Genomic DNA, 25,642 nt, shown 5'->3' on the forward strand with positions numbered 1-25,642 from the left:
AACCATACAACACCCAAGGGGTTTTAACTGGACTCCATAAGCACTTGAATGGTGTTTGAGAACGATTTGAAAAACTAGTTAACTTTCCAAGATTGCTATTTTCGGCTTTGGCCGGGAATAAACAGAATTTGTCTGGCGACCATAGCGCTGTGGCCCCACCTGATCCCATGCCGAACTCAGAAGTGAAACGCAGTAGCGCCGATGGTAGTGTGGGGTCTCCCCATGTGAGAGTAGGTCATCGCCAGGCGCCAAATAGCTTTATGCTGAATAGACACTGCGGAGTGGTAGTTCAGTTGGTTAGAATACCGGCCTGTCACGCCGGGGGTCGCGGGTTCGAGTCCCGTCCACTCCGCCACTTATTTAGAGTTGTATCGCTCTTTAAATTTATACGATAGGGGTGTAGCTCCAATTGGCAGAGCAGCGGATTCCAAATCCGCGTGTTGGGAGTTCGAATCTCTCCACCCCTGCCACTTTAGAAAGCCTCAGCAGAAATGCTGAGGCTTTTTTCGTTGTATAGCTTCAAATTGGCAGAACAGGCTCCCCTTAATACCGAAACAGCGCGTGTTGGGAGTTCGAATCTCTCCATCCCTGCCACATTCAAAGCCTCGACTCAGGTCGGGGCTTTCTCGTATCTGATGTTTGGGAAAATTAACTGCCCCATGTCAACTCAAAGGAGAAAAATGCATTTTGAACTTGTTGCCGGTGATGATTACCGTTAGCATGCCTTTATTGTCGCTGGCGTCATGCTTGTGACGGGTGATGGAGTTCCACCTTTAACCGCTCTTGCTGAGATGATGACTCCTGCTGTAGTAGGATAGATCTATCTATGGCAGGGCTATTTGCCATGTTATCTATCCTAAGATATAAACCTGATATAGATAGGCTGGTATGGCTCATCCATTAAGCGAAAACCCTAAAATTTTTGTCCATATCCTCAGATGGACGCTACTTATTATCCCTGTCGCTGTCATTGTCGGTTCACTCAATGCCTTCTTTCTCTGGATATTGAGTGTGGCTACGACGACTCGAATCGACAATTCCTGGTTGATTTACTTATTACCCCTTGCAGGCATTGTGATTGTTTATTGTTACCGCAATCTGGGTAAAAACTCTGAAGGGGGCAATAACCTCATCATGGATGAGATCCATGAGCCAGGAGCTGGCATTCCTACCCGTATGGGACCTCTGGTATTGATTACGACGGTGATCACTCACTTATTTGGGGGATCTGCGGGCCGGGAAGGTACGGCCGTTCAAATTGGCGGAGCAACAACACACTGGCTTGCCCGGGTTTTTAAACTCAATGAAGCTGACACACGCTTGATCCTTATTGCCGGGGTGGCTGCAGGATTTGGTGCGGTATTCGGGACGCCATTAACCGGGGCAATTTTTGCACTGGAAGTACTGGCAATTGGTCGCTTGAAGTTTGATGCAATTATTCCAGCCCTTTTTGCCGCTATTCTTGCCGATCTGGTATGTAGTGCATGGGGAGCGCATCATACTCATTATCGCATTGACTTCTTAGAGACAATTACCTTATTTGAGCATGCGGTAAAAGTGGATATCTTCCTGATCGGGAAAATCATTTTAGCTTCGATCGCCTTTGGTTTGGCTGGATACTTGTTTGGTGAGTTGACCCATGCCTTTAAAGATATCTTTAAAGCGACCCTGAAAAATCCATACCTTATTGTGGTGGCCGGGGGGTTGATCGTTATCGCTTCTGTTCACTTGATTGGTAACTATGATTATATCGGTCTCGGGGTCTATTCTAGCCGAGATGGAGGTGTCAGTATTTTAAGTGCTTTCAGTCAAGGAGGCGCTGAATGGTATAGCTGGCTACTCAAATTATTGTTAACCGCTATTACCCTGGCTGCTGGCTATAAAGGTGGAGAGGTGACTCCATTATTCTTTGTTGGTGCTACACTAGGAAACACCATGGCCTGGGTTATGGGTGCGCCGGTTGACCTATTTGCGGCACTTGGCTTTTTGGCTGTCTTTGCTGCGGCCACCAATACCCCGCTTGCCTGTACCATTATGGGCGTCGAGTTGTTTGGTGCAGACTATATGTTGTACTTTGCGATAGCTTGTTTTACAGCTTACTATTTTAGTGGTCATACCGGTATTTATTCATCGCAGCGGGTTGCTGTACCTAAGTTATTTGACTTAAAAGGTGCACCGAAAATTACCCATAAGTTAGGTGAGCTGCGTGAAACCCATTCATCATTGCTGAAAGCAATAGTTAAAAAACATTCCAAATAATCGTAAGGCCGCACATTTGTGCGGCCATATTTGTTTTCACATTAGTTCATCATTTTCTTTGTTTTGCTCTTGCTGTGATTTATTCCCTTCCCTATACTCTTTTCGAAACTTGTCGGAGTGCCAAATGGCTGAGACCGTATTACGGGATCCGTTGAACCTGATCAGGCTAATACCTGCGAAAGGGAACAAGAGAATTCTTCTGCCTAGCTGTATTGATAGAAACACAACATTAATACACAACTAGCGCACCAGATGATGCTGCACATTCTACGTGTACGCCTCTTGTTTACGCGCCAATCCGCCAAGCAATTTCCCTCTATATGGATACTCAAGGAATTTGCTATGTCGAATCGCAAACAAGCGAGACTGGAAGCTAAACAATTTATAGATTCACTAACCGCCCAACCTTTTCCTAATTCCCGGAAAGTTTATGTGCAAGGTAGCCGAGATGATATTCAGGTACCCATGCGTGAGATCTCTCTGTCAGACAGCCTTGTTGGCGGAACTAAGACAGATCCTATTTTTGAACCCAATGAACCTATTCGTGTTTATGACACCTCAGGCTGTTATACCGATCCCGAGCAGCCTGTAAATATTTATGCTGGTTTAAATAAAATTCGTTCAGGCTGGATAGATGAGCGTGGTGATACTGAACTCTTAGGTGAGTTAAGCTCTGAATATACCAAGGAACGTTTATCTGACGATACCCTGGATGACCTTCGTTTTGCCGAGCGAATTCATGCTCGCCGTGCCCAGCAAGGGCAATGTGTTACCCAGCTGCACTATGCACGAAAAGGCATTGTGACACCTGAGATGGAATACATTGCCATTCGCGAAAACATGGGGCGTGTCCAGTATCGAGATGAAGTACTGAACCTACAGCATCCCGGCATCAGCTTTGGTGCTAACCTGCCTTCTGAAATTACTCCTGAGTTTGTGCGCCAGGAAGTGGCAGAAGGTCGTGCCATTATTCCTGCCAACATTAACCATCCAGAATCTGAACCGATGATCATTGGTCGTAATTTTCTGGTGAAAGTAAATGCCAATATCGGTAACTCTGCAGTCAGCTCTTCCATTGAAGAAGAAGTTGAAAAGTTGGTGTGGTCAACTCGCTGGGGCGGCGATACCGTGATGGATCTTTCAACCGGACGTAATATTCATGAAACTCGTGAGTGGATCATCCGTAACAGTCCCGTGCCAATTGGTACGGTACCTATGTATCAGGCGTTAGAAAAAGTGAATGGTATTGCCGAGAACCTGACCTGGGAAGTCTTCCGCGATACTTTGCTAGAGCAAGCCGAGCAAGGGGTTGATTACTTCACTATTCATGCTGGTGTGTTGCTTCGCTATGTGCCGATGACAGCAAAGCGATTGACCGGCATTGTGTCACGCGGTGGCTCGATCATGGCTAAGTGGTGTTTAGCGCATCATGAAGAAAGCTTCCTTTATGTTCATTTCCGTGAAATATGTGAAATATGTGCGCAATACGATATCTCCCTTTCTTTAGGAGACGGCCTGCGTCCGGGTTCTGTCGCAGATGCTAACGATGAAGCTCAGTTTAGTGAGCTACGTACACTGGGTGAACTGACGAAAATTGCCTGGGAATACGACGTCCAGGTGATGATTGAAGGCCCGGGTCATGTGCCAATGCACATGATCAAAGAAAATATGGAAGAGCAGCTGAAGCATTGCCATGAAGCCCCATTTTATACACTGGGCCCGCTAACGACAGATATCGCACCTGGTTATGATCATATTACCTCGGGAATTGGTGCAGCAGTCATTGGTTGGTATGGTTGCGCTATGCTGTGTTATGTCACTCCGAAAGAACACCTTGGTTTACCGAATAAAGACGACGTAAAAGTGGGTCTGATCACGTACAAGTTATGTGCTCATGCGGCAGACTTGGCAAAAGGCCACCCTGGCGCACAAGTCAGAGACAACGCTTTGTCAAAAGCGCGTTTTGAATTCCGCTGGGAAGACCAATTTAATCTGGGTTTAGATCCTGATACTGCTCGTGCATATCATGACGAAACCCTGCCTCAGGAATCTGGCAAAGTTGCGCATTTTTGTTCTATGTGCGGGCCTAAATTCTGTTCGATGAAGATTTCACAAGAAGTTCGTGATTATGCGAATAAGCTGGAACAGAGCGGAGAGTTGGCAATTAAGTTATTGGATGACCCATTGGAAGGCATGCAACAGAAAGCCGATGAGTTCCGTTCCCGAGGAAGTGAGTTATACCACCCTGCCCAAGAGGATAGTTAATGAGCTCTTTATGTTTACCCGATAGTTTAACGCCACTGCTAATGCATGTAGAACCTCTGCTGGCCACCGCTGATCAGTATCAGCTTGGTGAGTCAGTCAGTGTGAAGTTGAGTGATTCGGGTGCTGTAGAGATTCAAATTGAAGAGCGTCAGTTCAGCCTGGTATTTAACCAGGCTGAAGCTGGTATTGATGGCTTCAGAGTGCTGGATCAGTGGTTAGCACCCTATCCGACTTTGAGTGAGATGCAGCATAAGGTTGAGCAAAATCCGTCATTAGTGGTGTGTGATTTGCCAACGGATAAGGGCTGCGTTGATATCTGGCATCATAACGGTGAAGCACGTGCGGTTTATTGCCACCATGCCGGGGCCAGTGATCCTCAGCGTGCGATGTTACTAACTGCACTGGCGCTCGATTATCCGCTGGAAGATGCGGTGACCTTAGCGCGCGCCCATGCTCGTAGTTATCAGGAATCGAATGCGGATGGCCATGGTGAAATTAGCTGGCCAATGCGCCGTGAGTTGTTTCCTCGCCCATTAACGGCGAATCATCCGGAAGTCACCGAGTTAGGCTGGCACAGTAAAGAAGTGGCGGTTGATCCCTTTGCTGCGACGGATGCGACGCAGCTGACACTGTACCCGGTTGTCGATTCGGCAGAGTGGGTAGAACGCTTACTCAAGTTGGATGTGAAAACTACCCAGCTGCGAATTAAAGACTCGCAAGATCCTGAGCTTGAAGATCAAATTCAACGAATTATTGCCTTGGGCAATGCTTATCATGCTCAGGTTTTCGTTAATGACTACTGGCAGTTGGCGATTAAGCATCACGCTTATGGTGTTCACCTTGGTCAGGAAGATTTAGATACCGCTGATTTGACCGCAATTCAGCAGGCTGGTTTGCGCATTGGTTTATCGACACATGGCTATTTTGAGATCCTGCGAGCCGTGGAGTTTTCGCCGAGTTATATCGCACTGGGTCATATTTACCCAACCACCACCAAAGAGATGCCGTCCAAGCCGCAAGGTCTGAACCGTCTGGCTTTATATCAAAAACTGATTGGTGATGCGTTCCCGACAGTGGCGATTGGCGGCATTGATTTATCTCGTGCGGAAAAAGTATGGCGCACCGGGGTCAGTAGTGTGGCTGTGGTTCGCGCGGTGACTCAGGCCGATGATACAAAAGCGGCGATTGAGGCATTTAATCAATTGCTGGTTCGGCATGAAGTGGCTGAGGAACAGCTTGATGTTGAGTGATCAGGAATTTCTTCGCTACAACCGTCAGATCATGTTGCCGGAAATCGGTGAACAAGGTCAGCAGCTATTGACTCGCTCTCAGGTTCTATTAGTCGGTGCCGGTGGTTTAGGCTCGGCAGCCGCACTGTATCTGGCGGGAGCTGGCGTAGGAAATATCGTGATCGCTGATGACGACGAAGTCGACAGCTCGAACCTGCAGCGTCAGGTGATTTATCGTGATGCCCATCAGGGGCAACGCAAAGCCAAAATGGCGGCTGAGCAGCTCCAGGCGCTTAATCCGCATATTCGGGTCCGTGCGGTACAAGTCCGCTTAGCCAATCAGCGTCTGGCGATGGAGGTTGAACTGGCAGATGTCATTTTAGATTGCTCCGATAATCTGCCCACCCGACATGCGGTAAATCAGGCCTGTTTTTCTGCGGGTAAGCCACTGATCTCCGGTGCGGCCATTCGCTGGCAAGGGCAGTTGATGGCATTTGATTTCAGGCAAAAACAAGGGCCGTGTTATCACTGCCTGTTCCCCTTGCAATCCGATGCCCCACCCGAGCCACAGAATTGCAGCAATTCAGGCATTGCCGGTCCGGTTGTCGGCATGATGGGAACCATGCAGGCATTGGAAACGATTAAATGTATTACCGGAGCGGGACAAGTTGCCTTTGCTTCGTTGCAACAATTTGATGGCCTCACGATGGCCTGGCACCGATTTAACCTTACTCGGGATAAGCAGTGTCCTGTTTGTCGTCCGGGTAGTGACAAAGGAGAGCGGCATTCTAATGACAATCAATAACCAGATAATTAATGACCTTCAGATCCAGGTCTGGGTGAACGATAAGCCCGTAGATTGCTCATTAGAGCAAAGTCTAACAGCGTTGCTGACGACTCTGGAAATGCCACTACAAGCCACTGCGGTAGCTTTAAACGACGAGATCGTCGCACGCAGTGAATGGGACAGCACACAATTAAGTGCTGGTGATCGTATTGCTTTGTTTCAAGCCATTGCGGGAGGCTAAATGCTAACTATTGCGGATAAAACGTTTTCTTCTCGCCTTTTTACCGGCACTGGTAAATATGCGAACAGTCAGACAATGGCTGAATCCATCATCATATCTGAATCTGAGCTGGTGACGATGGCGCTTAAGCGGGTCGACATTGATAACCGTGACGATGATATTCTGGCTCCGTTGATTAAAGCGGGTGTGAACTTACTGCCGAACACCTCAGGGGCAAAAAATGCCAAAGAAGCCATTTTTGCTGCCAAGTTAGCCCGTGAAGCACTGGGTACAAACTGGCTGAAACTGGAAATTCATCCGGACCCTAAGTATTTAATGCCGGATCCGATTGAAACGCTGGCAGCGGCAGAACAACTGGTACGTGATGGCTTTATAGTGCTGCCATATTGCCATGCTGATCCGGTGTTATGTAAGCGCTTGGAAGAAGTGGGTTGTGCTGCGGTGATGCCGTTAGGTGCACCGATTGGTTCCAACAAAGGGCTGGCATCGCGTGATTTTCTTGAAATTATCATCGATCAGGCCCGGGTACCTGTGATTGTTGATGCCGGTATCGGCGCACCTTCTCATGCAGCCGAAGCGATGGAGATGGGAGCTGATGCGGTACTGGTAAATACCGCGATTGCTGCCGCAGCCGATCCGGTTGCAATGGGGCGCGCATTTAAATTGGCTGTTGAAAGTGGGCGTTTGGCCTATGAAGCGGGCTTGGCGGGTACGGTTAATCATGCAATAGCTTCAAGCCCGTTAACGGCTTTCTTAGATCAAAGCGCATAAGGGGGATCGGCATGAGTTATGTTGATGTCTGGAAGCAGCTTGATTGGGATGATGTGCGCTTATCTATCTACAGTAAAACGGCTGCAGATGTAGAGCGTGCATTACGTAAAACTAAGCGAGATCTGGAAGATTTCAAAGCGCTTATTTCACCGGCGGCCGAGCCGTATCTAGAGCAGATGGCACAACAATCGGCGGCATTAACGCGGAAGCGTTTCGGTCATACGATATCGTTTTATGTCCCGCTATATTTATCGAATTTGTGTGCGAATGCCTGTACCTATTGCGGCTTTTCGATGGAGAATCGGATCAAGCGACGTACCTTAGCTATCGAAGATATCGCGCTTGAGTGCCAGGCAATCAAGGCAATGAACTTTGATAGTGTGTTGTTGGTTACCGGTGAGCATGAACGCAAAGTGGGAATGGAATATTTTCGTAAAACGGTACCGACGATCAAACAACAGTTCAGTTATTTGGCCATGGAAGTACAGCCGCTGGAACAACATGAATATGCCGAGCTGAAAACCTTAGGCTTAGATGCGGTAATGGTGTATCAGGAAACCTACAGCGCACCAACCTATGCCGAACACCATTTGCGTGGAAATAAGATGGATTTTGAATACCGACTGGCAACGCCAGATCGCCTGGCAAAAGCGGGGATAGATAAAATCGGTATTGGTGCTTTGATTGGTTTGGAAGAGTGGCGGACAGATTGTTTCTTTGCGGCAAGTCATCTTGATTATCTTGAGCGTACGTATTGGCAAACACGTTATTCGATTTCTTTCCCGCGCTTACGCCCGTGTGAAGGTGGCTTGCAACCTAAATCGGTCATGAGTGATCGCCAGTTGGTTCAGTTGATTTGTGCTTATCGGATGTTTAATCCACAGGTAGAATTATCGCTGTCGACCCGTGAAGCTCCTGAATTCAGAGATAATGTGTTGCCTTTAGGCGTTACCAGCATGTCGGCAGGGTCGAAAACACAACCTGGCGGATATGCCAATGATGAGCCGGAGCTTGAGCAGTTCTCGATCAGTGACGAACGTTCGGTTGCCGATGTCGCTGCAGCAGTGAAGCAACATGGTTTTGAAGTGGTGTGGAAGGACTGGCATCATGCTTATTCCGGTTAATTATCCTTTTTCCTCATTCCTTGTCGTAACTTAGCTTCAGATAAAAAACTCCCGCGCTCGATATGAGGGCGGGAGTTTTATGTTTTAGGTACCTAACTCATTAAAGTCAGGTCTTAATCTCTTGTGGTGTTAGCGCTTAAGTGGTGCCGTTGCCTGCGCTAACCACGCCAAATCATCACCTTCAAGTGACGGGCTGATCACCGTAAATACGGTATGGTGATAGTTGTTGAGCCATGCTAGTTCAACATCGTTAAGCAAGCTTAGGTCAATCAAGCGACGATCGATCGGAGCACGGGTCAGGGATTCAAAGCCCATTACGGTCATATCACCTTGAGTTGCCACTTCTACCACCAGCTCCAGGTTTTCGATACGGATACCGAAGGCATCAGCACGGTAGTAACCCGGCTCATTAGAAAGCACCATACCCGGAAGCAGTGCGGTTGGGTTATACACTTTCGCAATGCGTTGCGGGCCTTCATGAACACTTAAGAAATGACCCACACCGTGACCCGTACCGTGGTCGTAGTCGAAGCCATGAGCCCAAAGATGCTGACGAGCCAGTGCATCAAGTTGTGAGCCGGTTGTGCCTTTCGGGAAACGTGCTGAAGCAAGAGCAATATGACCTTTCAGTACCAGCGTAAAGGTCTGTTTTACTTCATCACCTGGCTGACCGATGGCAATGGTGCGGGTAATATCCGTTGTGCCGTCCGGGTACTGGCCGCCTGAATCGACCAGATAGACATTATCCATTTCCAGTACACTTGGTTCTGGCTGGTTTAAGTGATTGTAGTGACACATTGCCGCGTTGCCGCCAGCGGCAGAAATCGTATCAAAACTCACATCACTGCAGCTGGTATCTTGGACACGGAACTGCCATAACTTGTCAGATAGTGTACCTTCATCTAGCAAATTACCCGCTGCTACCTGTGCATCAACCCATGCCAGGAACTTAGAAACAGCCACACCATCACGGATATGGCATGCTTTCATCCCGGCAATTTCGGTTGGATTTTTGGCGGCTTTTGGCAGTAAGCAAGGATCAGCGGCTTCGATAAGGTTGGCACCAGCGGCACGTAATACCTGATCAGCCCAGGCGTTACTCGTTGCCGGATCAACCAGAACGTGTTTACCGTTGAGTGCTTGTAAGCCGGCTTCTAATGCTTCTGGCTGGTGGGTACGAACACCTTCGCCGACATGAGCGGCAAATTCAGCAGGCAGACGAACAGGGTCGATATAGAAATCCACGCTGGCATCAGCATGAATAATAGCAGTCGATAGCAGTACCGGCAGACTTGGTACGTCACTACCACGGACATTCAGTAACCAGGCAATACTGTCTACCTGAGTCAGTAATGCCGCTTCAGCTTTCTGTTCTATCAGCTCTGCGGCAATTTTATTGCGCTTGTCATTGCTGCTCTGGCCGACAAAATCCAAGCCCATCAATTTGGCATCAGACAGTGTCGCCGCCGGGCGATCATGCCATAGCGTATCGATTGGATTAGCATCAATACAGACCAGCTCCAGGGATCCAGCAAGGCTTTCTGTTGTACCCGTTAGCCATGCGCCGCTGTGCAGGCGGGCATCAATGGCCACTTTGCTGCTAACGGCAAGGTTATCCTGGGTCCACTGAACTGGTGGCTCATCAATCAGATGGCGATATTCAAAGACTTCACCCGGTACTTGTTTACGAACCTGTACCACATAACGACCATCAACAAAGACAGCAGCTTTGTCGCGGGTGATCACCGCCATACCTGCAGAACCGGTAAAACCCGTTGCCCAAAGCAGACGTTCGTTGTGAGCGGGGATGTATTCGCCCAGATATTCATCTTCATGAGGAATAAGCAATGCGTCGAGCTGATTTTCAGCCAGCCATTGGCGAATTTGCTCAACGCGTTGTGAGATAACTGCTTGCATGGTTTATTGTTCCTTTATGAATGCCACCGTCGCAGCTGACGGAATAATGATTACGGTATCGCTTTTAGCCTGTAGCTGCAATTAAGAGGCTGATAATTCACCACAACGACTGATTATTATTTGACGCAACCAGCTATGTCCCGGATCTTTTTCCTGATGTTGATGCCAGAATAACGTATAAGCCATAGCAGGTAGATCGAACGGCAGCGGTACGACCACCAAATCAAGCTGGGCGGCAATATAGTTGGCAAAATGACTGGGAGCGGTAAACACCAGATCGGTGTGGGTACAGAGGCTGGCCGCGCTATTAAAGTCTGGCACATATATCGCGATGTCTCTTTGCAGACCGAGATCCGCCAGCTTGTAATCGAGTAACCAGCGATCGCTACCGTCACAGCGAACCTGAATGTGGCGCTGACGCAGATAATTATCCTGATCCCATCGCTGGTTTAAGAGCGGGTGATCTTTACGCACAATGCAGCGCTGGGTATCCCGGTGGAGTTCCTGCCACACGATATCTTTGGGTGGCATTAAGGTTAGCATGGCATCCTTGGGATTGAGATCTTTGCCGGTAACGCCGAAATCAATTTCCCCGCGTTGCAGTTTGCTGAAGGTGCTTGGCTCCCAGGACTGGGTATCTAAAATGATATTAGGGCCTTTACTGAAAACCTCACTGAGAAATTGCGGCAGTAATAGCGGGTAGGCACTTTCCACTAATGCCATTTTGAAATGGCGATCACTGCTTTGTGGCATAAATTCTACCGGTGCCGCCAGTTGTTCGATATCCCGTAGCAGTTGCTCTAATAGCGGTAACAGGGCTTGTGCCCGTGGTGTCGGCTTGAGGCCATGGGACGAGCGGATAAACAGGGGATCATTAAACTGCTCACGCAGACGAGTCAGGCTTTTACTGACCGCCGACTGGCTTAGATGCAACCGCTTGGCTGCATGGGTGACACTGCACTCTTCTAACAGTACATGAAGACAAACCAGCAGGTTGAGATCGAGCCGGGCAAGCTTTTCAAATGACACTGTGCACCTCTGCCAATAGTGATATTCCAAAATGGAAATTCTGGTTTGAATATAAACCATTTCTATTCATATCACTAAAACCTTAGACTGCCGCTGTCATTAAATAGGAAAGTCACATGCAGCCAGAAACATCAGCCGTTAGTCAGCAGACTGCCGCAACAGGAACAAGATTAGTCGCCTTAATGGTGGTACTTGTTTTATTTAGCCCGCTTGCTATCGATATTTATCTACCTGCGCTTCCCGCGATGGCGGAGACATTCGCGGTAGATACAACCCGGGTGCAGGATACCGTTACCTGGTTCATGTTCAGTCTGGGCTTGGGGCAGCTGTTAGCAGGCCCTCTGGCAGACCGTTTGGGTCGTCGTCCAATTGCTTTAGGTGGTGTAACCATTTATGCCCTGAGTTCAGCGATGGCGTACTGGGCACAAACATTAGATTTATTGCTGGTGGCGCGTCTGCTGCAGGGCTTCGGTGCCTGTGCAACCTCGGTAGCCGCATTTGCTGCTGTGCGTGACAGCTTCGGCCCGGAACGTAGCGGCCGTATGATCAGCTACCTCAATGGTGCAATCTGTTTTATTCCGGCTTTGGCTCCGATCTTAGGTTCATGGTTAACCCATGAGTTTGGCTGGCGGTCTAACTTCAGTTTCATGGCGGGTTTTGCGCTGGTCGCAGGTAGCTTCATTGCTATTTGCTTTAAAGAAACCCGACCGGCAGACACCAATACTGATGGCGCAATGATTAGCCTGGATCGTTACATGTCAGTGCTACGTGAGCCGGCATTTTTATTCCACGCCACGCTTTGCATGCTGTCAATGGCGGTGATCCTGGCTTATGTCACTTCAGCGCCGGTCTGGTTGATGATGGAACTGGGTCAGGATATGGGGCAGTTCACCCTATGGTTCGGAGTCAATGCGGCATTGAATATCCTGGCTTGTATGATCGCACCGAAATACATGGATAAATTCGGTACCCGCAAAACACTGAGCACGGGCCTGATTTTACTGGTCATTTCTGGCGCTGCGATGCTGGCATTCAGCAGCATCTCGCAAGCCTGGGCCTTTATGGTGCCCATTTTCATGTGCTCATTTGGCTTTGCATTTGTGCTGGGCTCATCTGCAGGTAAGGCGCTGGCACCTTTCGGTGATCGTGCCGGGACTGCCGCGGCCTTGCTTGGCCTGTTTCAGATGAGTGGTGCCGGCATGATGGTAAGTCTGACTCACCGCCTGGATCTCACCCCACCCATGCTGCTGACCTTCCAGATGTGGTTACTGATCCCCGGCCTGTTGATTCTATGGTCGAAGCTGGGTCACCGTTGGCACAGCGCAGTGCCTGCTCATTAACAAAAATCATAACTAGACGCCTTTGATCCCTAGAGGCGCTGGGTCTCGACAACCCTGCTATCTGTTTAGCCTGTCACTTATGTGACAGGCTTTTTTTTGTTTCTTTCTTGCCTTTCCACTGCTGGATCAACAAACCGCAGACGATCAGGACTAAACCGACTAACGTTGAGGGGGGGATCTCTTCGCCAATAATTGTGGCCAGCAACAGCAGGGAAATGAAAGGCGAGATAAAAATGAGATTACTGATGCGTGCGGTATTGTTAGTCAGGCGCAGCGCATTCAGCCACAGCACAAAAGTGATGCCCATTTCAAACAAACCGACATAGCTTACGGCTAACCAGCCTTGCCATGGCACGGTGCCCCAACTACCGGAATACAAGCTAAGGCCGATGGAGAATGGCAGCGAGAGTAAGAAGCCCAGCAATACCCCTAACACCGGATCGGCTTGGTTCTTCGTATTTAAGATCCAGTACATCGCCCACAGCAGGGTAGAAAACAGTGCCAGTGCGACGCCCTGAGGATTGTCAAACTGCAACGCCATCACATCCCCTTTAGTCGCGATAATCACCACACCCAAGTAGCCGCATGCGCAGGCGATCCAGTCTTGTTTACGGATTTTCTGGCCAAGGAAAATCGCGGCCATCAAAGTCAGCGTGATTGCCCAGCTGTAATTAATTGGCTGAGCCTGGGATGCCGGCAGTAGCTCATAGGCTTTAAATAACACCAGGTAATAAGCAAATGGGTTGATGAGTCCAAGCGTCAGATAATAGAGCGGGCGAGCCGTAAACGTGCGGCCTAACAGATGCAATTTGCCCTGAAAAAAAGCAATAAGGGTTAGCACGATGGCCGACACAATACTGGCGGCGACCATCATCTGAATAGGAGTGAAATATTCGAGGGTGATCTTAAAGGCGGTCGCTACCGTCGACCAGAGCAGAACTGCAGCTAATCCATACCCAAGCGCATGACGTTCGTTCATTGTTTATCCATTAATAAGCTGCGAAGCCTTCCACCGATTACGAGTTGAGCCGCAACAACAGCATTTAAAAAAGAAGTCTGATGTTCATCATAAAGAGCGCCAGTCTATTCGATTGTTTTTAGCGCGACCAGATCACAGGGTGTCATGCTGTGACCATCAGCCCAATCATGATGAACAATTCTGTCAGTGATTATCAAGGGCTCCTGACGGGTTCGATAATTACTGGACATTCATCCAGTATCCACTTAGCCTTTGAACTCGCAATTCCTACTTTTTCCGGTTTAAAAATAATTTCAGGTTTAACAACAATGATGACTGAATGGCTTAGCGGTGGTGCTTTGGTTGCATTAGCCACCCTTTCAGGAGCAACGATTGCCAGTGTGATCACTGGATTGTGGATGAGAGGGCGTTTGCAGCAGCAAGCCCAATTATTTCAGCAGCAGATCGACGCCGATAGGCGATTGGCGCAAAGCCGTGAACAACAATTGCAAGAGGTCTTGGCTGAACGTAATCAGGATCTTGACGGGCTTGATATCGAGCGTGACCGTTTGACCGGTGAACTGCGCCAGATGCATGCTCGTCTGGCCGCCGCATTAGAGAAAATGCGTTATTTTGAAACCCTGAAAAATGAAAAACAGTATCTGACGGAGCAACTGGAAAATGCCCGCTCTGCGAATGCCGGGTTAGAAGCGGACTTACGCGAACAGTTTGCACGCCATGTTGAAGAGCAAAAAGCGGGCGAAGAAAAAATAGCGTTGCTGGAAAACGCGGAAGAGCGTTTACGGGTGCAGTTTGAAAGTTTAGCCAATCGTCTGTTTGAACAGAAAACCCGGACGGTGGATGAACAGAACAAATTGAGTCTGGAAACCTTGCTTAACCCGTTGAAAGAGCAACTTGACGGATTCAAAAAACAAGTCACCGACAGTTTCAGCCAGGAAGCCCGCGAGCGGCATACCCTGGTGCATGAAATTAATAATCTTAAGCAGCTCAATGAACAGATGGCACTGGAAGCGGTTAACCTGACTCAGGCACTCAAAGGCGATAATAAAGCGCAGGGTAACTGGGGGGAAGTGGTGCTGGCGCGGGTGCTGAGTGAATCAGGATTGCGCGAAGGCCATGAATATCAGACTCAGGTGAATCTGGAAAATGGTGACGGTAAGCGTTATCAGCCTGATGTGGTCGTGCATTTGCCGCAAGATAAAGACGTGGTGGTTGACGCCAAAATGTCGCTGGTGGCTTATGAGCGCTTCTTTAATGCCGATACGGTTGCCGAGCGTGAGTTGGCGATGGGTGAACATGTTGCCTCTGTTCGTGCTCATCTTCGTGGCTTAAGCCGCAAAGATTACCATCAGTTGCATGGGGTACAGAGTCTTGATTATGTCTTGATGTTTATTCCGGTTGAACCCGCCTTTCAGGCGGTAATAGAAGCGGATCCGAGCCTGATCCGCGATGCCATGGATCTCAACATCATGCTGGTTAGCCCGACCACCTTGCTGGTTGCTTTAAGGACGATCAATAACCTATGGCGTAATGAAAAACAAAACCAGAACGCCAAGGAGATCGCTGATCGGGCCAGCAAGCTGTATGACAAATTGCGCTTGTTCGTTATTGACATGGAAGCTGTGGGAGGCTCCTTGGAAAAAGCCAGCCAGAGTTATCAGGGCGCAATGAATAAGCTCAGTACCGGACGGGGAAATATGATCCGCCAGGCCGAAGGTTTTAAGCTGCTAGGAGTGGAAGTGAAGCGCGATATCAGCCCGGGCCTGGTTGAAAAAGCCGATGCCGTGCTGAGCGAACGAAAGGACGTTGACCGTCCGGAGTGCGTTGCCGCAAATGATTTGCCGTAGTGCTTTGAGCAAACCGTGACCATCAAGTACACTAAGCCCGTTGTTTACACATATAAGCATGACGGATATAGCATGACGGATACCACACAAGATACGACCCATTTTGGCTATCGTACCGTAGCCAAGGAAGATAAAGCGAACCTGGTCGCGGAAGTTTTTCATTCCGTAGCCGCGAAATACGACATCATGAACGACATGATGTCGCTGGGCATTCACCGGGTATGGAAACGCTTTACGATTGATTGCAGTGGTGTTCGCCGTGGTCAGCGCGTGCTCGATTTGGGCGGCGGTACGGGAGATTTAACCGCTAAGTTTTCTCGTATTGTGGGTGACGATGGTCAGGTCGTACTGGCTGACATCAACAATTCGATGCTGAAAGTGGGCCGTAGCAAGCTCCGTGATTGCGGCATTGTCGGGAATGTCGGCTATGTACAGGCCAATGCCGAAGAGCTGCCTTTCCCCGATGATTACTTTGATTGCATTACGATCAGCTTCTGTCTGCGTAACGTCACCGATAAAGATAAAGCACTGCGTTCGATGTTCCGCGTATTAAAACCGGGCGGCCGCTTATTAGTGTTAGAGTTCTCAAAGCCGATCCTGGAGCCGTTATCGAAAGTGTATGACGCATACTCTTTCCACCTGCTGCCAAAAATGGGCGAAATCATTGCCAATGATAGTGAAAGTTATCGTTATCTGGCTGAATCTATCCGTATGCACCCGGATCAGAATACGCTGAAAGGGATGATGGAAGAGGCTGGCTTCGAGCAAGCCACCTACCACAACCTTACGGGTGGTATTGTTGCGTTGCACCGCGGCTTTAAGTTCTGAGGACGCTATGTCATTTGATGCCTTTGTCACCGGCGCGGTAGAAACCTCGCTGAATAGACTGTTAAAAGACGATCCAGAAAGCCTGCGTCGTCTTGCTCGCTTGCGCGGTAAAGTGATCAGCGTAACCATTAATGAATTTGGCAAGCAGCTGATTTTCATTTTCAGTCAGCAGATAGACGTGCTGGCAGTTTATGAAGGAGACGTAGATTGCCAGTTAGCGCTGAACCTGAGCGTGCTGCCTGAGCTACGCCAGCAAGCCAACCTTACCCAGTTAATTAAAGCCGATAAACTGGCCGTGGAGGGTGATATTCAGCTGGCACAACAGTTTTCCACCTTACTCAGTGGCTTAAAGCCTGATCTCGAAGAAAAATTGTCGCATTACACCGGGGATATTGTTGCTCACACTGTCGTGAGCGGGGCTAAATCCGGCGCACGTTTTATTCAGCGCGGGGTCGAGCGTTGCCAGCGTGATTTGGCGGAAGTGATCACCGAGGAATGGAAATTGGCACCCCAAGCATTAGAAATCGCCTATTTTGCCGATCAAGTCGATGACTTGAAATCTGATTGTGCGCGTCTTGAAGCACGATTTAATCAGCTGCTAGAGCAATAACAGGCCATGATAACTCTCTCTGATTGTAAACGTCTCTATCAGATCACCGAAGTTCAGCTTCGTTACGGTCTTGATGATTTATTGCCTGACGACCCCCGGATTAAAGTGCCGAAAATGGCACGCAAGTCGCTGTTCTGGATCAAAAATCAGCATCCTGAAAAGCCACTTGGCGAGCGCCTGCGCCTGGCGTTGCAGGAGCTGGGACCGGTCTGGATTAAGTTTGGCCAGATGATGTCGACCCGGCGGGATCTGTTTCCACCGCATATCGCCGATCAGCTTGCCTTGCTTCAGGATCAGGTTGCTCCCTTTGATGGTAAACTGGCCAAAACACAAATAGAACAGGAACTGGGTGGACCGCTAGAAACCTGGTTTGATGATTTTGATGAAACCCCTCTGGCTTCGGCATCGATTGCTCAGGTACATACGGCGACGTTAAAAGAAAACGGTCAGGAAGTCGTTCTGAAAGTGATCCGCCCTGATATCTTGCCGGTGATTAAGGCCGACATCAGGCTGATGTACCGAATGGCCCGCACCGTATCGCGCTTTTTGCCGGAAGCACGTCGGTTACGCCCGGTCGAAGTGGTGCATGAGTATGAAAAAACGCTGCTTGATGAGCTGGATATGATGCGTGAAGCGGCGAATAGTATTCAGCTGCGCCGCAACTTTGAAGACAGCGGAATGCTATATGTACCGGAGATGTTTACCGATTACAGCAGCAAAAACCTGCTGGTGATGGAACGCATTTATGGCATTACGGTGTCTGATATTGATGCCCTGAAAGCGAATGGCACTGACATGAAACGATTGTCAGAAAATGCGGTTACCGTTTTCTTTACCCAGGTGTTCCGTGATAGCTTCTTCCATGCAGATATGCATCCGGGAAATGTTTTTGTTTCCTATGAAAATCCGGACAACCCGCAGTGGATAGCCTTAGACTGTGGTATCGTCGGTACCCTGAACCGGGAAGATAAGCGCTACCTGGCAGAAAACCTGCTGGCATTCTTTCATCGTGACTACCGCAAGGTGGCTGAATTGCATGTCGATTCGGGGTGGGTACCCCCAGATACCAATGTCGATGGGTTTGAGGTTGCCATTCGTACCGTCTGCGAGCCTATTTTTGAGAAACCGCTGGGCGAAATTTCTTTTGGCCATGTACTGCTGAATTTGTTTAATACCGCGCGTCGCTTCAATATGGAAGTGCAGCCTCAGTTGGTATTATTGCAAAAAACGTTATTGTACGTTGAAGGGCTGGGTCGTCAGCTGTATCCGCAGCTGGATTTATGGGATACCGCCAAGCCTTTTCTGGAAGACTGGATGTCGCGCCAGGTCGGACCACAAGCCGTGGTGGAGGCGATAAAGAGCAAGGCCCCATTCTGGGCCGAAAAATTACCGGAAATACCAGAATTACTTTACGACAGTTTGCGCCAGGGCAAGGCAATGAACCAACGTATCGATAAACTTTATGATAATTTCATGGAGAGTCGGCGTTATCAGGGGCTGGCAAGGTTCTATTTAGGTATTGGTGCTACCCTGGTGGTATGTTCTGCCATACTTTTTAGTAATCACATTGAAACTTTCCCGGCGGTATCTGCCGTTACAGGGGTCACGTTTTGGTTACTCGGATGGCGTGCTTGCCGCAAATAGCGGTTAAAGTATGCCCCCTAAACATTTTCATTCGTTATTGACTAGCTATATTAGTCATTAACCACAAAGAGCTGAGGTAAAACAAGCATGGGTGGTATCGGTATCTGGCAATTGCTAATTATTGCACTGATCATTGTTCTTTTGTTCGGAACTAAAAAACTTCGTAGCATGGGTGGTGATCTGGGCTCGGCGGTTAAGGGTTTCAAAAAAGCGATAGGCGATGATGAGACAGCTGCGAAGAAAGACAGTACTGACGCTGATTTCGATCAGAAGACACTGTCTGATGAGCAGAAAGGCGATCAGGTTCAGAAGAGCCAAAAAGACAAAGAGCAGGTTTAACACGTGTTTGATATCGGGTTCTGGGAGTTAATACTGATCTCGGTGGTGGGATTAGTAGTACTGGGGCCGGAGCGTCTTCCCGTCGCGATCCGTACGGTTTCGCAATGGGTCGGCGCTGCTCGTAATATGGCAAACTCGGTGAAGGATGAATTGTCGCAGGAACTGAAAATTCAGGAGCTGCAAGAGAATTTGAAAAAAGCCGAGAAAATGGGGATGAAGGATTTATCACCTGAACTGCACGATTCTGTGGCAGAGCTGAAGCAAGCCGCCAAGGATGTGCAGCGTCCCTACGCTGAGAAAAACGAGCAAACCTCAGCAACAACTTCTCAAAAGCAGGAATAAATTACATCACTATGTCGACAGTCGAAGAAACGCAACCGTTATTCAGCCATTTAGTTGAGCTGCGTAATCGGTTATTGCGTTCCATTATGAGTGTAATAGTGGTTTTCCTTGGTCTGGTTTGGTTTGCGAATGACATTTATGCCTTCATGGCAGCCCCTTTGGTAGCACATCTACCGGAAGGGGCAACCATGATTGCAACCGATGTGGCATCACCTTTCTTTACGCCAATAAAACTCACTCTGGTTACCTCAGTGTTTATTGCTGTACCGATGATTTTGTATCAGGTCTGGGGCTTTATTGCGCCAGGTCTGTACAAGCATGAGCGTAAGCTGATTATGCCGCTGCTGTTTTCCAGCTCTTTGCTGTTTTACGGTGGTGTTTCATTTGCGTATTTTGTCGTGTTTCCTCTGGTGTTTGGTTTCTTTACCAGCATCGCACCGGAAGGTGTGGAGGTCGCGACTGATATTGCCAGTTATCTCGATTTCGTTCTGGCGCTGTTTATGGCGTTTGGTATCGCCTTTGAGATCCCTGTTGCAATCATCCTGTTGTGCTGGACGGGGGCAACAGATCCGGAAAGCTTAAAGAAAAAACGTCCTTACATTGTCGTGGCTGCCTTTGTGGTGGGGATGATGCTGACACCGCCTGACATTATCTCGCAGACGTTGCTGGCGATACCAATGTGCCTACTGTTTGAAGTTGGCCTGTTCTTCACGCGTTTTTATGGACGCCGAGGAGAAGGTGACGCCGAGCAGCATGAAGAGTAATGGTCTGCCAGAGCAGTGATCCATTGTGATAAAAAACCGGCCGAGTGCCGGTTTTTTGTTTATAAGGCCGTTATCCACCTCTTTGCTCTTGAGCGAAATTGCGGTGAATTGAATCGCGATGAATAGTAAGGCATTAAAGAATAATCTGAAAAAACGGATGAAAGTAAGATGATTGATATTGGCGTTAACCTGACCAACAGCCGATTTGATAAAGACCGTGCAGAGGTCATCTCGCGTGCTCAGGCCGCTGGCGTGAAAGGGCTGATCCTGACGGGGACCAGCATTGAAGAAAGCCAGCAGGCACAACTTATGGCGCAGCAGTGGCCACAGTATTGCTACAGTACTGCAGGGGTTCACCCCCATGATGCTAAAACGGTCACGGATTTATCTCTGCCGCCGATCCGGGCGTTAGCGTTAACCCCGCAAGTGGTGGCGATTGGAGAGTGCGGGTTGGATTTTAACCGAGACTTTTCCCCACGCCCTCAACAGGAAGCCGTCTTTGAAGCGCAGCTGGCGTTAGCCGCAGAATTGAATATGCCGGTCTTTATGCATTGCCGTGATGCGCATGAACGCTTTATGGCGATATTAAAGCCGTGGCGAGGTAAGTTACCTGCCGCGGTACTGCACTGCTTTACCGGTAGTGAACAAGAGCTGAAAGAGTGCCTGGCACTGGATCTGCATATTGGGATCACGGGCTGGGTGTGTGATGAGCGCCGTGGCACAGAGCTACGTGAAATTATTCGCTACATCCCCGATGATCGCCTGATGATTGAAACGGATTGTCCTTATTTATTGCCTCGTGATTATCGTCCTAAGCCGAAATCAAGCCGGAATGAGCCCCAATATCTGCCTCATATTGCCAAGGTGATTGCACAGTGCCGGGGGCAGGAAGCCTCTGATGTAATGCTAAATTCTTGTGCTACAACGCAGGCGTTTTTTGTAATTGGATCACCCGAACCACAGTGACGGTGGTATTATCGAATAATTGAAAAAGTGAATTAACTCATACAAGGAGTATGCAGTGTCTGTATCTATCCAGGGCGCGTTTCCGGCACGCCGTATGCGTCGTATGCGTAAGCATGACTTTAGCCGCCGTTTAATGGCAGAGAACCAGGTTTCTGTTAATGATCTGATTTATCCGATGTTTATTCTGATGGGTAAAAACCGTCGTGAAACCGTTGAGTCCATGCCGGGTATTGAACGTCTATCTATCGACCTTATGCTGCAGGAAGCGGAATACCTGTCCAAGCTCGGTGTACCGGCGATTGCCCTGTTCCCGGTTGTTTCTCAAGACGTCAAGAGTATCTGTGCTGCTGAAGCCTACAACCCCGAAGGTCTGGTACAGCGTGCTGTACGTTTGCTGAAAGAGAATGTGCCGCAAATGGGGGTGATCACCGATGTAGCGCTAGACCCGTTCACCATTCACGGTCAGGACGGCATTATTGATGAAAGCGGTTATGTGATCAATGACGTCACGACCGATGTATTGATTAAGCAGGCATTGTCACACGCTGAAGCGGGTGCTGATGTGGTGGCACCCTCTGACATGATGGATGGCCGGATCGGTGCGATCCGTGAAGCACTGGAAGAAGCGGGTCATATTCACACCCAGATCATGGCATATTCGGCGAAATACGCATCGAATTATTACGGCCCGTTCCGTGATGCCGTCGGCTCGGCCGGCAACCTGAAGGGAGGGGATAAGAAAACCTACCAGATGGATCCGGCCAACAGTGATGAAGCGTTGCACGAAGTGGCGATGGACGTCAATGAAGGGGCAGATATGGTGATGGTGAAGCCAGGAATGCCCTATCTGGATGTAGTGCGTCGCGTGAAGACGGAACTTCAAGTCCCGACTTTTGCGTATCAGGTTTCCGGTGAGTATGCGATGCACATGGCCGCTATTCAGAACGGCTGGCTGAAAGAGCGCGAAACTGTGATGGAATCGCTGATGTGCTTCAAGCGTGCCGGTGCTGATGGCATTCTGACTTATTTTGCTAAATCCGTTGCTGAGTGGCTGGCGGAAGATGCTGCCGCCCGCAAGGCTGACGCCGACGCTTGTACTGAGTAAATTGGTACTCATCGGTTGAGTAATCACAGAGGCGGGAATAACCTTTCTCGCCTCTCGCCTCTCGCCTCTCGCCGTCTTATGGCTTTACATTACGGTTGATCGGATTTTGCAAAGAAATCAGGGTTTCCGTAGATTGCACTTCATCAATCGCCTGCAGTTTATCGATCAGTACATATTGTAATTCTTCAATAGAATGGCACATCAACTTCACAAAAATATTGTAAGCCCCGGTGGTGTAATAGGCTTCGACGACCTCGTCCAGTTCATTTAATTTGGCAAGGGCAGAGTGATAGTCGCGGGCAGCATTGAGGTTAATGCCAATAAAGCAGCAAACGTCATAACCAAGCAGTTTAGGATTCACAACCACTTCTGTGCCGGTGATAATTTCTGCGGCGCGCATTTTTTCCACCCGGACATGTACAGTGGCCGGGCTGACATTGAAACGTTTGGCCATTTCCGCATAAGGGATCCGGGCGTCATTCATTAAGGCGTTGAGAATATCGCGATCTAAGTCATCAATGCGTGGGGGCTGGGTCATGGTTTTGCTTAATCCATTGTTTATACACAACTGCTCATATCTTATACTGAGCACAATTTGTAAACATAACAAAAAAGTAAACTTGTTAGCACCATTAACCGTGATTGGTTCAAGTTATTTCTAAATCCTAATAAACAGGACATGTTGAACGTTTTATGCGCTTTATATTTTTGTTGCTATTAGGGTTGTTGGTTACACCTTCTTTCGCCTTCCCTCAAAACACCTTAGTTATTCACTCTGATCATCAGGGAATGGGCTGGACGGACGGCCTGCAAGCCGGGTTGGAAGCGACGACAGCCTCTTATGATATTTCGTTGAATGTCATTTATATGGATAGCAAACGCTATCAGTCAACCGAGTATTTGAACAAGTTACTCGACATTTACCGAACCAAAATCAGCAAAGAAGATTACGATGCGACAGCTGTTACCGATGATAATGCTTTGTGGCAGGTGAATCAGCTTGCCGAGCAGATCGGTGATACCCCGGTTATTATTGGAGGTATTAATGATTACAAATCCAAAAGCTGGATTGAACGCTATCACAAAGAACTTCGGGCGCTCAGTGTGGCGATCATGGTCATGGGCACCATTATCATTTTGCTGGTGTTAATGATCCGTCGGCAACGGAAAAGTGAGCAGCAATTACAACAAAATCAGGCTTTGTTTGAAGGGGTATTTGATCAGAGCTTTCAGTACATCGGTATTTTAGACGGCAACGGGGTGCTGATTTCCGGAAACCTGGCGCTGCAGAGTTTGTTAGGGCGCAATATCATTAAGTATGATCGGCCACTATGGCGTTGGCATTGCTGGGATCAAGATGTTGCCGTTCGGCTTAACCAGGCTTTTCTGTCGGCCCAGCAAGATCAGATTGTCCGTTTTGAAGCCCAGGTTCAAAGTACCGATGACGGTAAGCGGATGCTTGATCTGTCGATTAAGAGTATGCCTGCCACAATGGGGGATAGCGGGCAGATGTTGTTGGAAGCCCGGGATGTGACTTCTCGCCAGCAGATGGAAGAGAAGCTGCGTGAACGGGAAGTGAGTTACCGTTTGTTGTATGAGCAGCAGCCCGTAATTCTGCTGGCCATTGACAGTCAGGCGCGGATCCAGTCGGTCAATCAGTTTGCGGCTGATCTGCTAGGTTATACCAAGCGCGATTTATTAGGCCATAAGGTTACTGACTTTTATCTCGATGACGAGCCGCTGCCACAACAGTTTATTTCTACCGCCAGGGCCTGTGATGATCAGATGGTCTGGCGTCGTCAGCTTCGTTATAAGTGTGCCGATGGAGAGTCGGTCTGGATCCGTGAAACCATTCGTCCCACCCAGTCAAAATTGCAATTACTGCTGGTGGGAGAAGATATTACTTCAACCCGGGAGCTGGAAGCGAAGCTCAAGTATCAGGCTTGTCATGATTATCTGACCGATTTGTTCAACCGTAATTATTTCGAAACTGAGCTGGAAAAAGGGCTGGCTGAGGTGCGGGAGAGCGGTGCGCGTCATGCGATGTTCTATATCGATCTCGATCAGTTCAAGGTGATTAATGATACCGCGGGTCATGAGGCCGGTGATGAAGCGTTGAAACAAGTGGCATTATTGCTTCAGGGTATTACGCTAGGAAAAGCAACCTTAGCCCGCTTGGGCGGTGATGAATTTGCCATTATTCTCCGTCATTGCAGTCCCGATGAAGCCGTGAGTTTTGGCCATAATATCCTCCTCTTGCTGGAAGAGGCTGAGTTCTTCTGGCAAAACACCCGGTTCAGCTTTAGTTGCTCGCTGGGGATCCGTTTGATTGATGAGACGGCAGGATCTCCGCAACAGGTACATGCCCAGGCAGATACGGCTTGTTATGCGGCTAAAGACGAAGGGCGAAACCGCCTCCACCTTTATCACCCTGATGATAAAGAATTAAAACGCCGCGAGCTGGAGATGCAATATGTCAATCATATTCACAAAGCGTTAGCGGAAAAACGTTTTGAACTGTATGCCCAGCAGATTGCGCCTATGGCGTGTGGTTCGCAAAAACAGCATTATGAGATCCTGGTCAGAATGCGTAATAGCGATGGCTCTATGGTCTCTCCCGGGCTGTTTATACCAGCCGCTGAGCGTTATAACCTGGCGCATTTAATTGATCGTTATGTGGTGCAGGAAGTGATTGCATGGCTGAGGGCAAATCCTGATGCGGTCGCTCAGCTGGAGATGTGTTCGATTAACCTTTCCGGCCAGTCGATGGGCAATCGTGATTTTGTTAATTTCCTGATTGAAAAGATCCGCACATCAGGGCTGCCAACCGAGAAACTGTGTCTGGAAATTACCGAAACAGCGGCAATTGGTAATATGAGCGAAGCGATCCAGCTCTTTACCCAATTGAAAGCGCTCGGGTGCCTGATCTCGCTTGATGATTTTGGATCGGGTTTATCCTCGTTTGGTTATCTTAAACGCATGCCCGTCGATATCATTAAAATTGATGGCATGTTTGTTCGCGATATTGCTGACGATGAAATGGATTTTGCAATGGTGAAAGCGATTAACGAGCTGGCAAAAAAAATGGGTAAGCAGACTGTCGCTGAGTTTGTTGAAAACGAAGCGATTTTAACCCGCCTGCAGAGCTTGGGGGTCGATTATGCGCAGGGATACTATTTTGGTAAACCGAAGCCGCTGGCGGAGCTGGTGGCTGAATTGAGCCAAGCCGAGCTGGCAGTGGTATAATCGCGCGCCT

At 48.8% G+C, this 25,642-nt stretch carries 22 protein-coding genes, 2 tRNA genes, 1 rRNA gene and 2 riboswitches; of the genes, 21 read left to right on the forward strand and 4 right to left on the reverse strand.

Translation table 11 applies throughout. The features are described 5' to 3' along the window. Positions 1-131 precede the first annotated feature (131 nt). From rrf to thiH, 10 genes are all read left to right on the forward strand, one after another. Positions 132-247: ribosomal RNA gene (gene rrf, locus L4D76_RS13840) — 5S ribosomal RNA — on the forward strand. Positions 248-278: 31 nt separating this feature from the next. Next, a tRNA-Asp gene (locus L4D76_RS13845) sits at positions 279-355 on the forward strand. A gap of 38 nt (positions 356-393) precedes the next feature. Beyond that, a tRNA-Trp gene (locus L4D76_RS13850) sits at positions 394-470 on the forward strand. A gap of 276 nt (positions 471-746) precedes the next feature. Beyond that, positions 747-811: riboswitch (Fluoride riboswitch) on the forward strand. A gap of 77 nt (positions 812-888) precedes the next feature. Beyond that, complete coding sequence (locus tag L4D76_RS13855) at positions 889-2,259, forward strand: voltage-gated chloride channel family protein (protein WP_428441480.1); 1,371 nt, start codon at positions 889-891, stop codon at positions 2,257-2,259. A gap of 103 nt (positions 2,260-2,362) precedes the next feature. Beyond that, positions 2,363-2,461: riboswitch (TPP riboswitch) on the forward strand. A gap of 140 nt (positions 2,462-2,601) precedes the next feature. Continuing rightward, a complete protein-coding gene (gene thiC, locus L4D76_RS13860) occupies positions 2,602-4,524 on the forward strand; it encodes a phosphomethylpyrimidine synthase ThiC (protein WP_428441481.1) in 1,923 nt (640 codons plus the stop codon). Then, on the forward strand, positions 4,524-5,774 hold the full coding sequence (locus tag L4D76_RS13865) for a thiamine phosphate synthase (RefSeq protein WP_428441482.1): 1,251 nt from the start codon (positions 4,524-4,526) through the stop codon (positions 5,772-5,774). Before thiC ends, L4D76_RS13865 begins: the two co-directional genes overlap by 1 nt. Then, the gene (locus L4D76_RS13870) at positions 5,764-6,558 is read left to right on the forward strand and encodes a HesA/MoeB/ThiF family protein (protein WP_428441483.1); all 795 of its coding nucleotides are present in this window, start codon (positions 5,764-5,766) and stop codon (positions 6,556-6,558) included. Before L4D76_RS13865 ends, L4D76_RS13870 begins: the two co-directional genes overlap by 11 nt. Further along, positions 6,545-6,781 carry a sulfur carrier protein ThiS gene (gene thiS, locus L4D76_RS13875; protein WP_428441484.1) on the forward strand — a complete coding sequence of 79 codons (237 nt, stop codon included), beginning with the start codon at positions 6,545-6,547 and terminating at the stop codon, positions 6,779-6,781. The genes L4D76_RS13870 and thiS overlap by 14 nt, the downstream gene beginning before the upstream one ends. Further along, positions 6,782-7,552, forward strand: a complete 771-nt coding sequence (locus L4D76_RS13880; protein ID WP_428441485.1) for a thiazole synthase — start codon at positions 6,782-6,784, stop codon at positions 7,550-7,552. It begins immediately after the preceding gene. A gap of 11 nt (positions 7,553-7,563) precedes the next feature. Further along, a complete protein-coding gene (gene thiH, locus L4D76_RS13885; protein ID WP_428441486.1) occupies positions 7,564-8,676 on the forward strand; it encodes a 2-iminoacetate synthase ThiH in 1,113 nt (370 codons plus the stop codon). 129 nt (positions 8,677-8,805) lie between these two features. Here thiH and L4D76_RS13890 read toward each other — a convergent pair whose 3' ends face one another. Both L4D76_RS13890 and L4D76_RS13895 read right to left on the reverse strand, forming a co-directional pair. Further along, complete coding sequence (locus L4D76_RS13890; RefSeq protein ID WP_428441487.1) at positions 8,806-10,593, reverse strand: aminopeptidase P family protein; 1,788 nt, start codon at positions 10,591-10,593, stop codon at positions 8,806-8,808. Positions 10,594-10,674: 81 nt separating this feature from the next. Further along, the gene (locus L4D76_RS13895; protein ID WP_428441488.1) at positions 10,675-11,622 is read right to left on the reverse strand and encodes a LysR substrate-binding domain-containing protein; all 948 of its coding nucleotides are present in this window, start codon (positions 11,620-11,622) and stop codon (positions 10,675-10,677) included. Between the two features lie 116 nt (positions 11,623-11,738). Here L4D76_RS13895 and L4D76_RS13900 point away from each other — a divergent pair, with 116 nt between their 5' ends. Next, positions 11,739-12,962, forward strand: coding sequence for a multidrug effflux MFS transporter (locus tag L4D76_RS13900; protein WP_428441489.1), 1,224 nt, complete (start codon positions 11,739-11,741; stop codon positions 12,960-12,962). A 73-nt stretch (positions 12,963-13,035) separates the two neighbouring features. Here the strand turns inward: L4D76_RS13900 and L4D76_RS13905 are convergent, their stop codons facing one another. Further along, a complete protein-coding gene (locus L4D76_RS13905; RefSeq protein ID WP_428441490.1) occupies positions 13,036-13,941 on the reverse strand; it encodes a DMT family transporter in 906 nt (301 codons plus the stop codon). 308 nt (positions 13,942-14,249) lie between these two features. On the opposite strand from L4D76_RS13905, the gene rmuC reads away from it, so the two are divergent. The 9 genes from rmuC to hemB all read left to right on the forward strand — a co-directional run bounded on the left by rmuC (position 14,250) and on the right by hemB (position 22,386). After that, positions 14,250-15,788, forward strand: coding sequence for a DNA recombination protein RmuC (gene rmuC / locus L4D76_RS13910; protein ID WP_428441569.1), 1,539 nt, complete (start codon positions 14,250-14,252; stop codon positions 15,786-15,788). 72 nt (positions 15,789-15,860) lie between these two features. Beyond that, positions 15,861-16,616, forward strand: a complete 756-nt coding sequence (gene ubiE / locus L4D76_RS13915; protein WP_428441491.1) for a bifunctional demethylmenaquinone methyltransferase/2-methoxy-6-polyprenyl-1,4-benzoquinol methylase UbiE — start codon at positions 15,861-15,863, stop codon at positions 16,614-16,616. A gap of 7 nt (positions 16,617-16,623) precedes the next feature. Next, positions 16,624-17,226 carry a ubiquinone biosynthesis accessory factor UbiJ gene (locus L4D76_RS13920; protein WP_428441492.1) on the forward strand — a complete coding sequence of 201 codons (603 nt, stop codon included), beginning with the start codon at positions 16,624-16,626 and terminating at the stop codon, positions 17,224-17,226. Positions 17,227-17,232: 6 nt separating this feature from the next. Next, positions 17,233-18,870, forward strand: a complete 1,638-nt coding sequence (gene ubiB, locus L4D76_RS13925) for a ubiquinone biosynthesis regulatory protein kinase UbiB (RefSeq protein WP_428441493.1) — start codon at positions 17,233-17,235, stop codon at positions 18,868-18,870. An 87-nt stretch (positions 18,871-18,957) separates the two neighbouring features. Continuing rightward, a complete protein-coding gene (gene tatA / locus L4D76_RS13930) occupies positions 18,958-19,209 on the forward strand; it encodes a twin-arginine translocase TatA/TatE family subunit (protein ID WP_428441494.1) in 252 nt (83 codons plus the stop codon). Positions 19,210-19,212: 3 nt separating this feature from the next. Continuing rightward, complete coding sequence (tatB, locus tag L4D76_RS13935; RefSeq protein WP_428441495.1) at positions 19,213-19,551, forward strand: Sec-independent protein translocase protein TatB; 339 nt, start codon at positions 19,213-19,215, stop codon at positions 19,549-19,551. Positions 19,552-19,562: 11 nt separating this feature from the next. Then, positions 19,563-20,315, forward strand: coding sequence for a twin-arginine translocase subunit TatC (gene tatC / locus L4D76_RS13940; protein ID WP_428441496.1), 753 nt, complete (start codon positions 19,563-19,565; stop codon positions 20,313-20,315). Between the two features lie 168 nt (positions 20,316-20,483). Further along, complete coding sequence (tatD, locus tag L4D76_RS13945) at positions 20,484-21,281, forward strand: 3'-5' ssDNA/RNA exonuclease TatD (RefSeq protein WP_428441497.1); 798 nt, start codon at positions 20,484-20,486, stop codon at positions 21,279-21,281. A gap of 55 nt (positions 21,282-21,336) precedes the next feature. After that, entirely contained in the window at positions 21,337-22,386 is a 1,050-nt protein-coding gene (gene hemB / locus L4D76_RS13950) for a porphobilinogen synthase (RefSeq protein ID WP_428441498.1), read from the forward strand. A gap of 76 nt (positions 22,387-22,462) precedes the next feature. On the opposite strand, the gene asnC is transcribed toward hemB, so the two are convergent. Next, positions 22,463-22,924 (reverse strand): transcriptional regulator AsnC, encoded by a 462-nt coding sequence (asnC, locus tag L4D76_RS13955; RefSeq protein ID WP_107284749.1) that lies wholly within the window; start codon positions 22,922-22,924, stop codon positions 22,463-22,465. Between the two features lie 155 nt (positions 22,925-23,079). On the opposite strand from asnC, the gene L4D76_RS13960 reads away from it, so the two are divergent. Beyond that, positions 23,080-25,632: a putative bifunctional diguanylate cyclase/phosphodiesterase gene (locus tag L4D76_RS13960; protein ID WP_428441499.1), complete on the forward strand. Its 2,553-nt coding sequence runs from the start codon at positions 23,080-23,082 to the stop codon at positions 25,630-25,632. Positions 25,633-25,642 lie beyond the last annotated feature (10 nt).

It is taken from the genome of Photobacterium sagamiensis (assembly GCF_050337085.1).
Taxonomy (GTDB): domain Bacteria; phylum Pseudomonadota; class Gammaproteobacteria; order Enterobacterales; family Vibrionaceae; genus Photobacterium; species Photobacterium sagamiensis.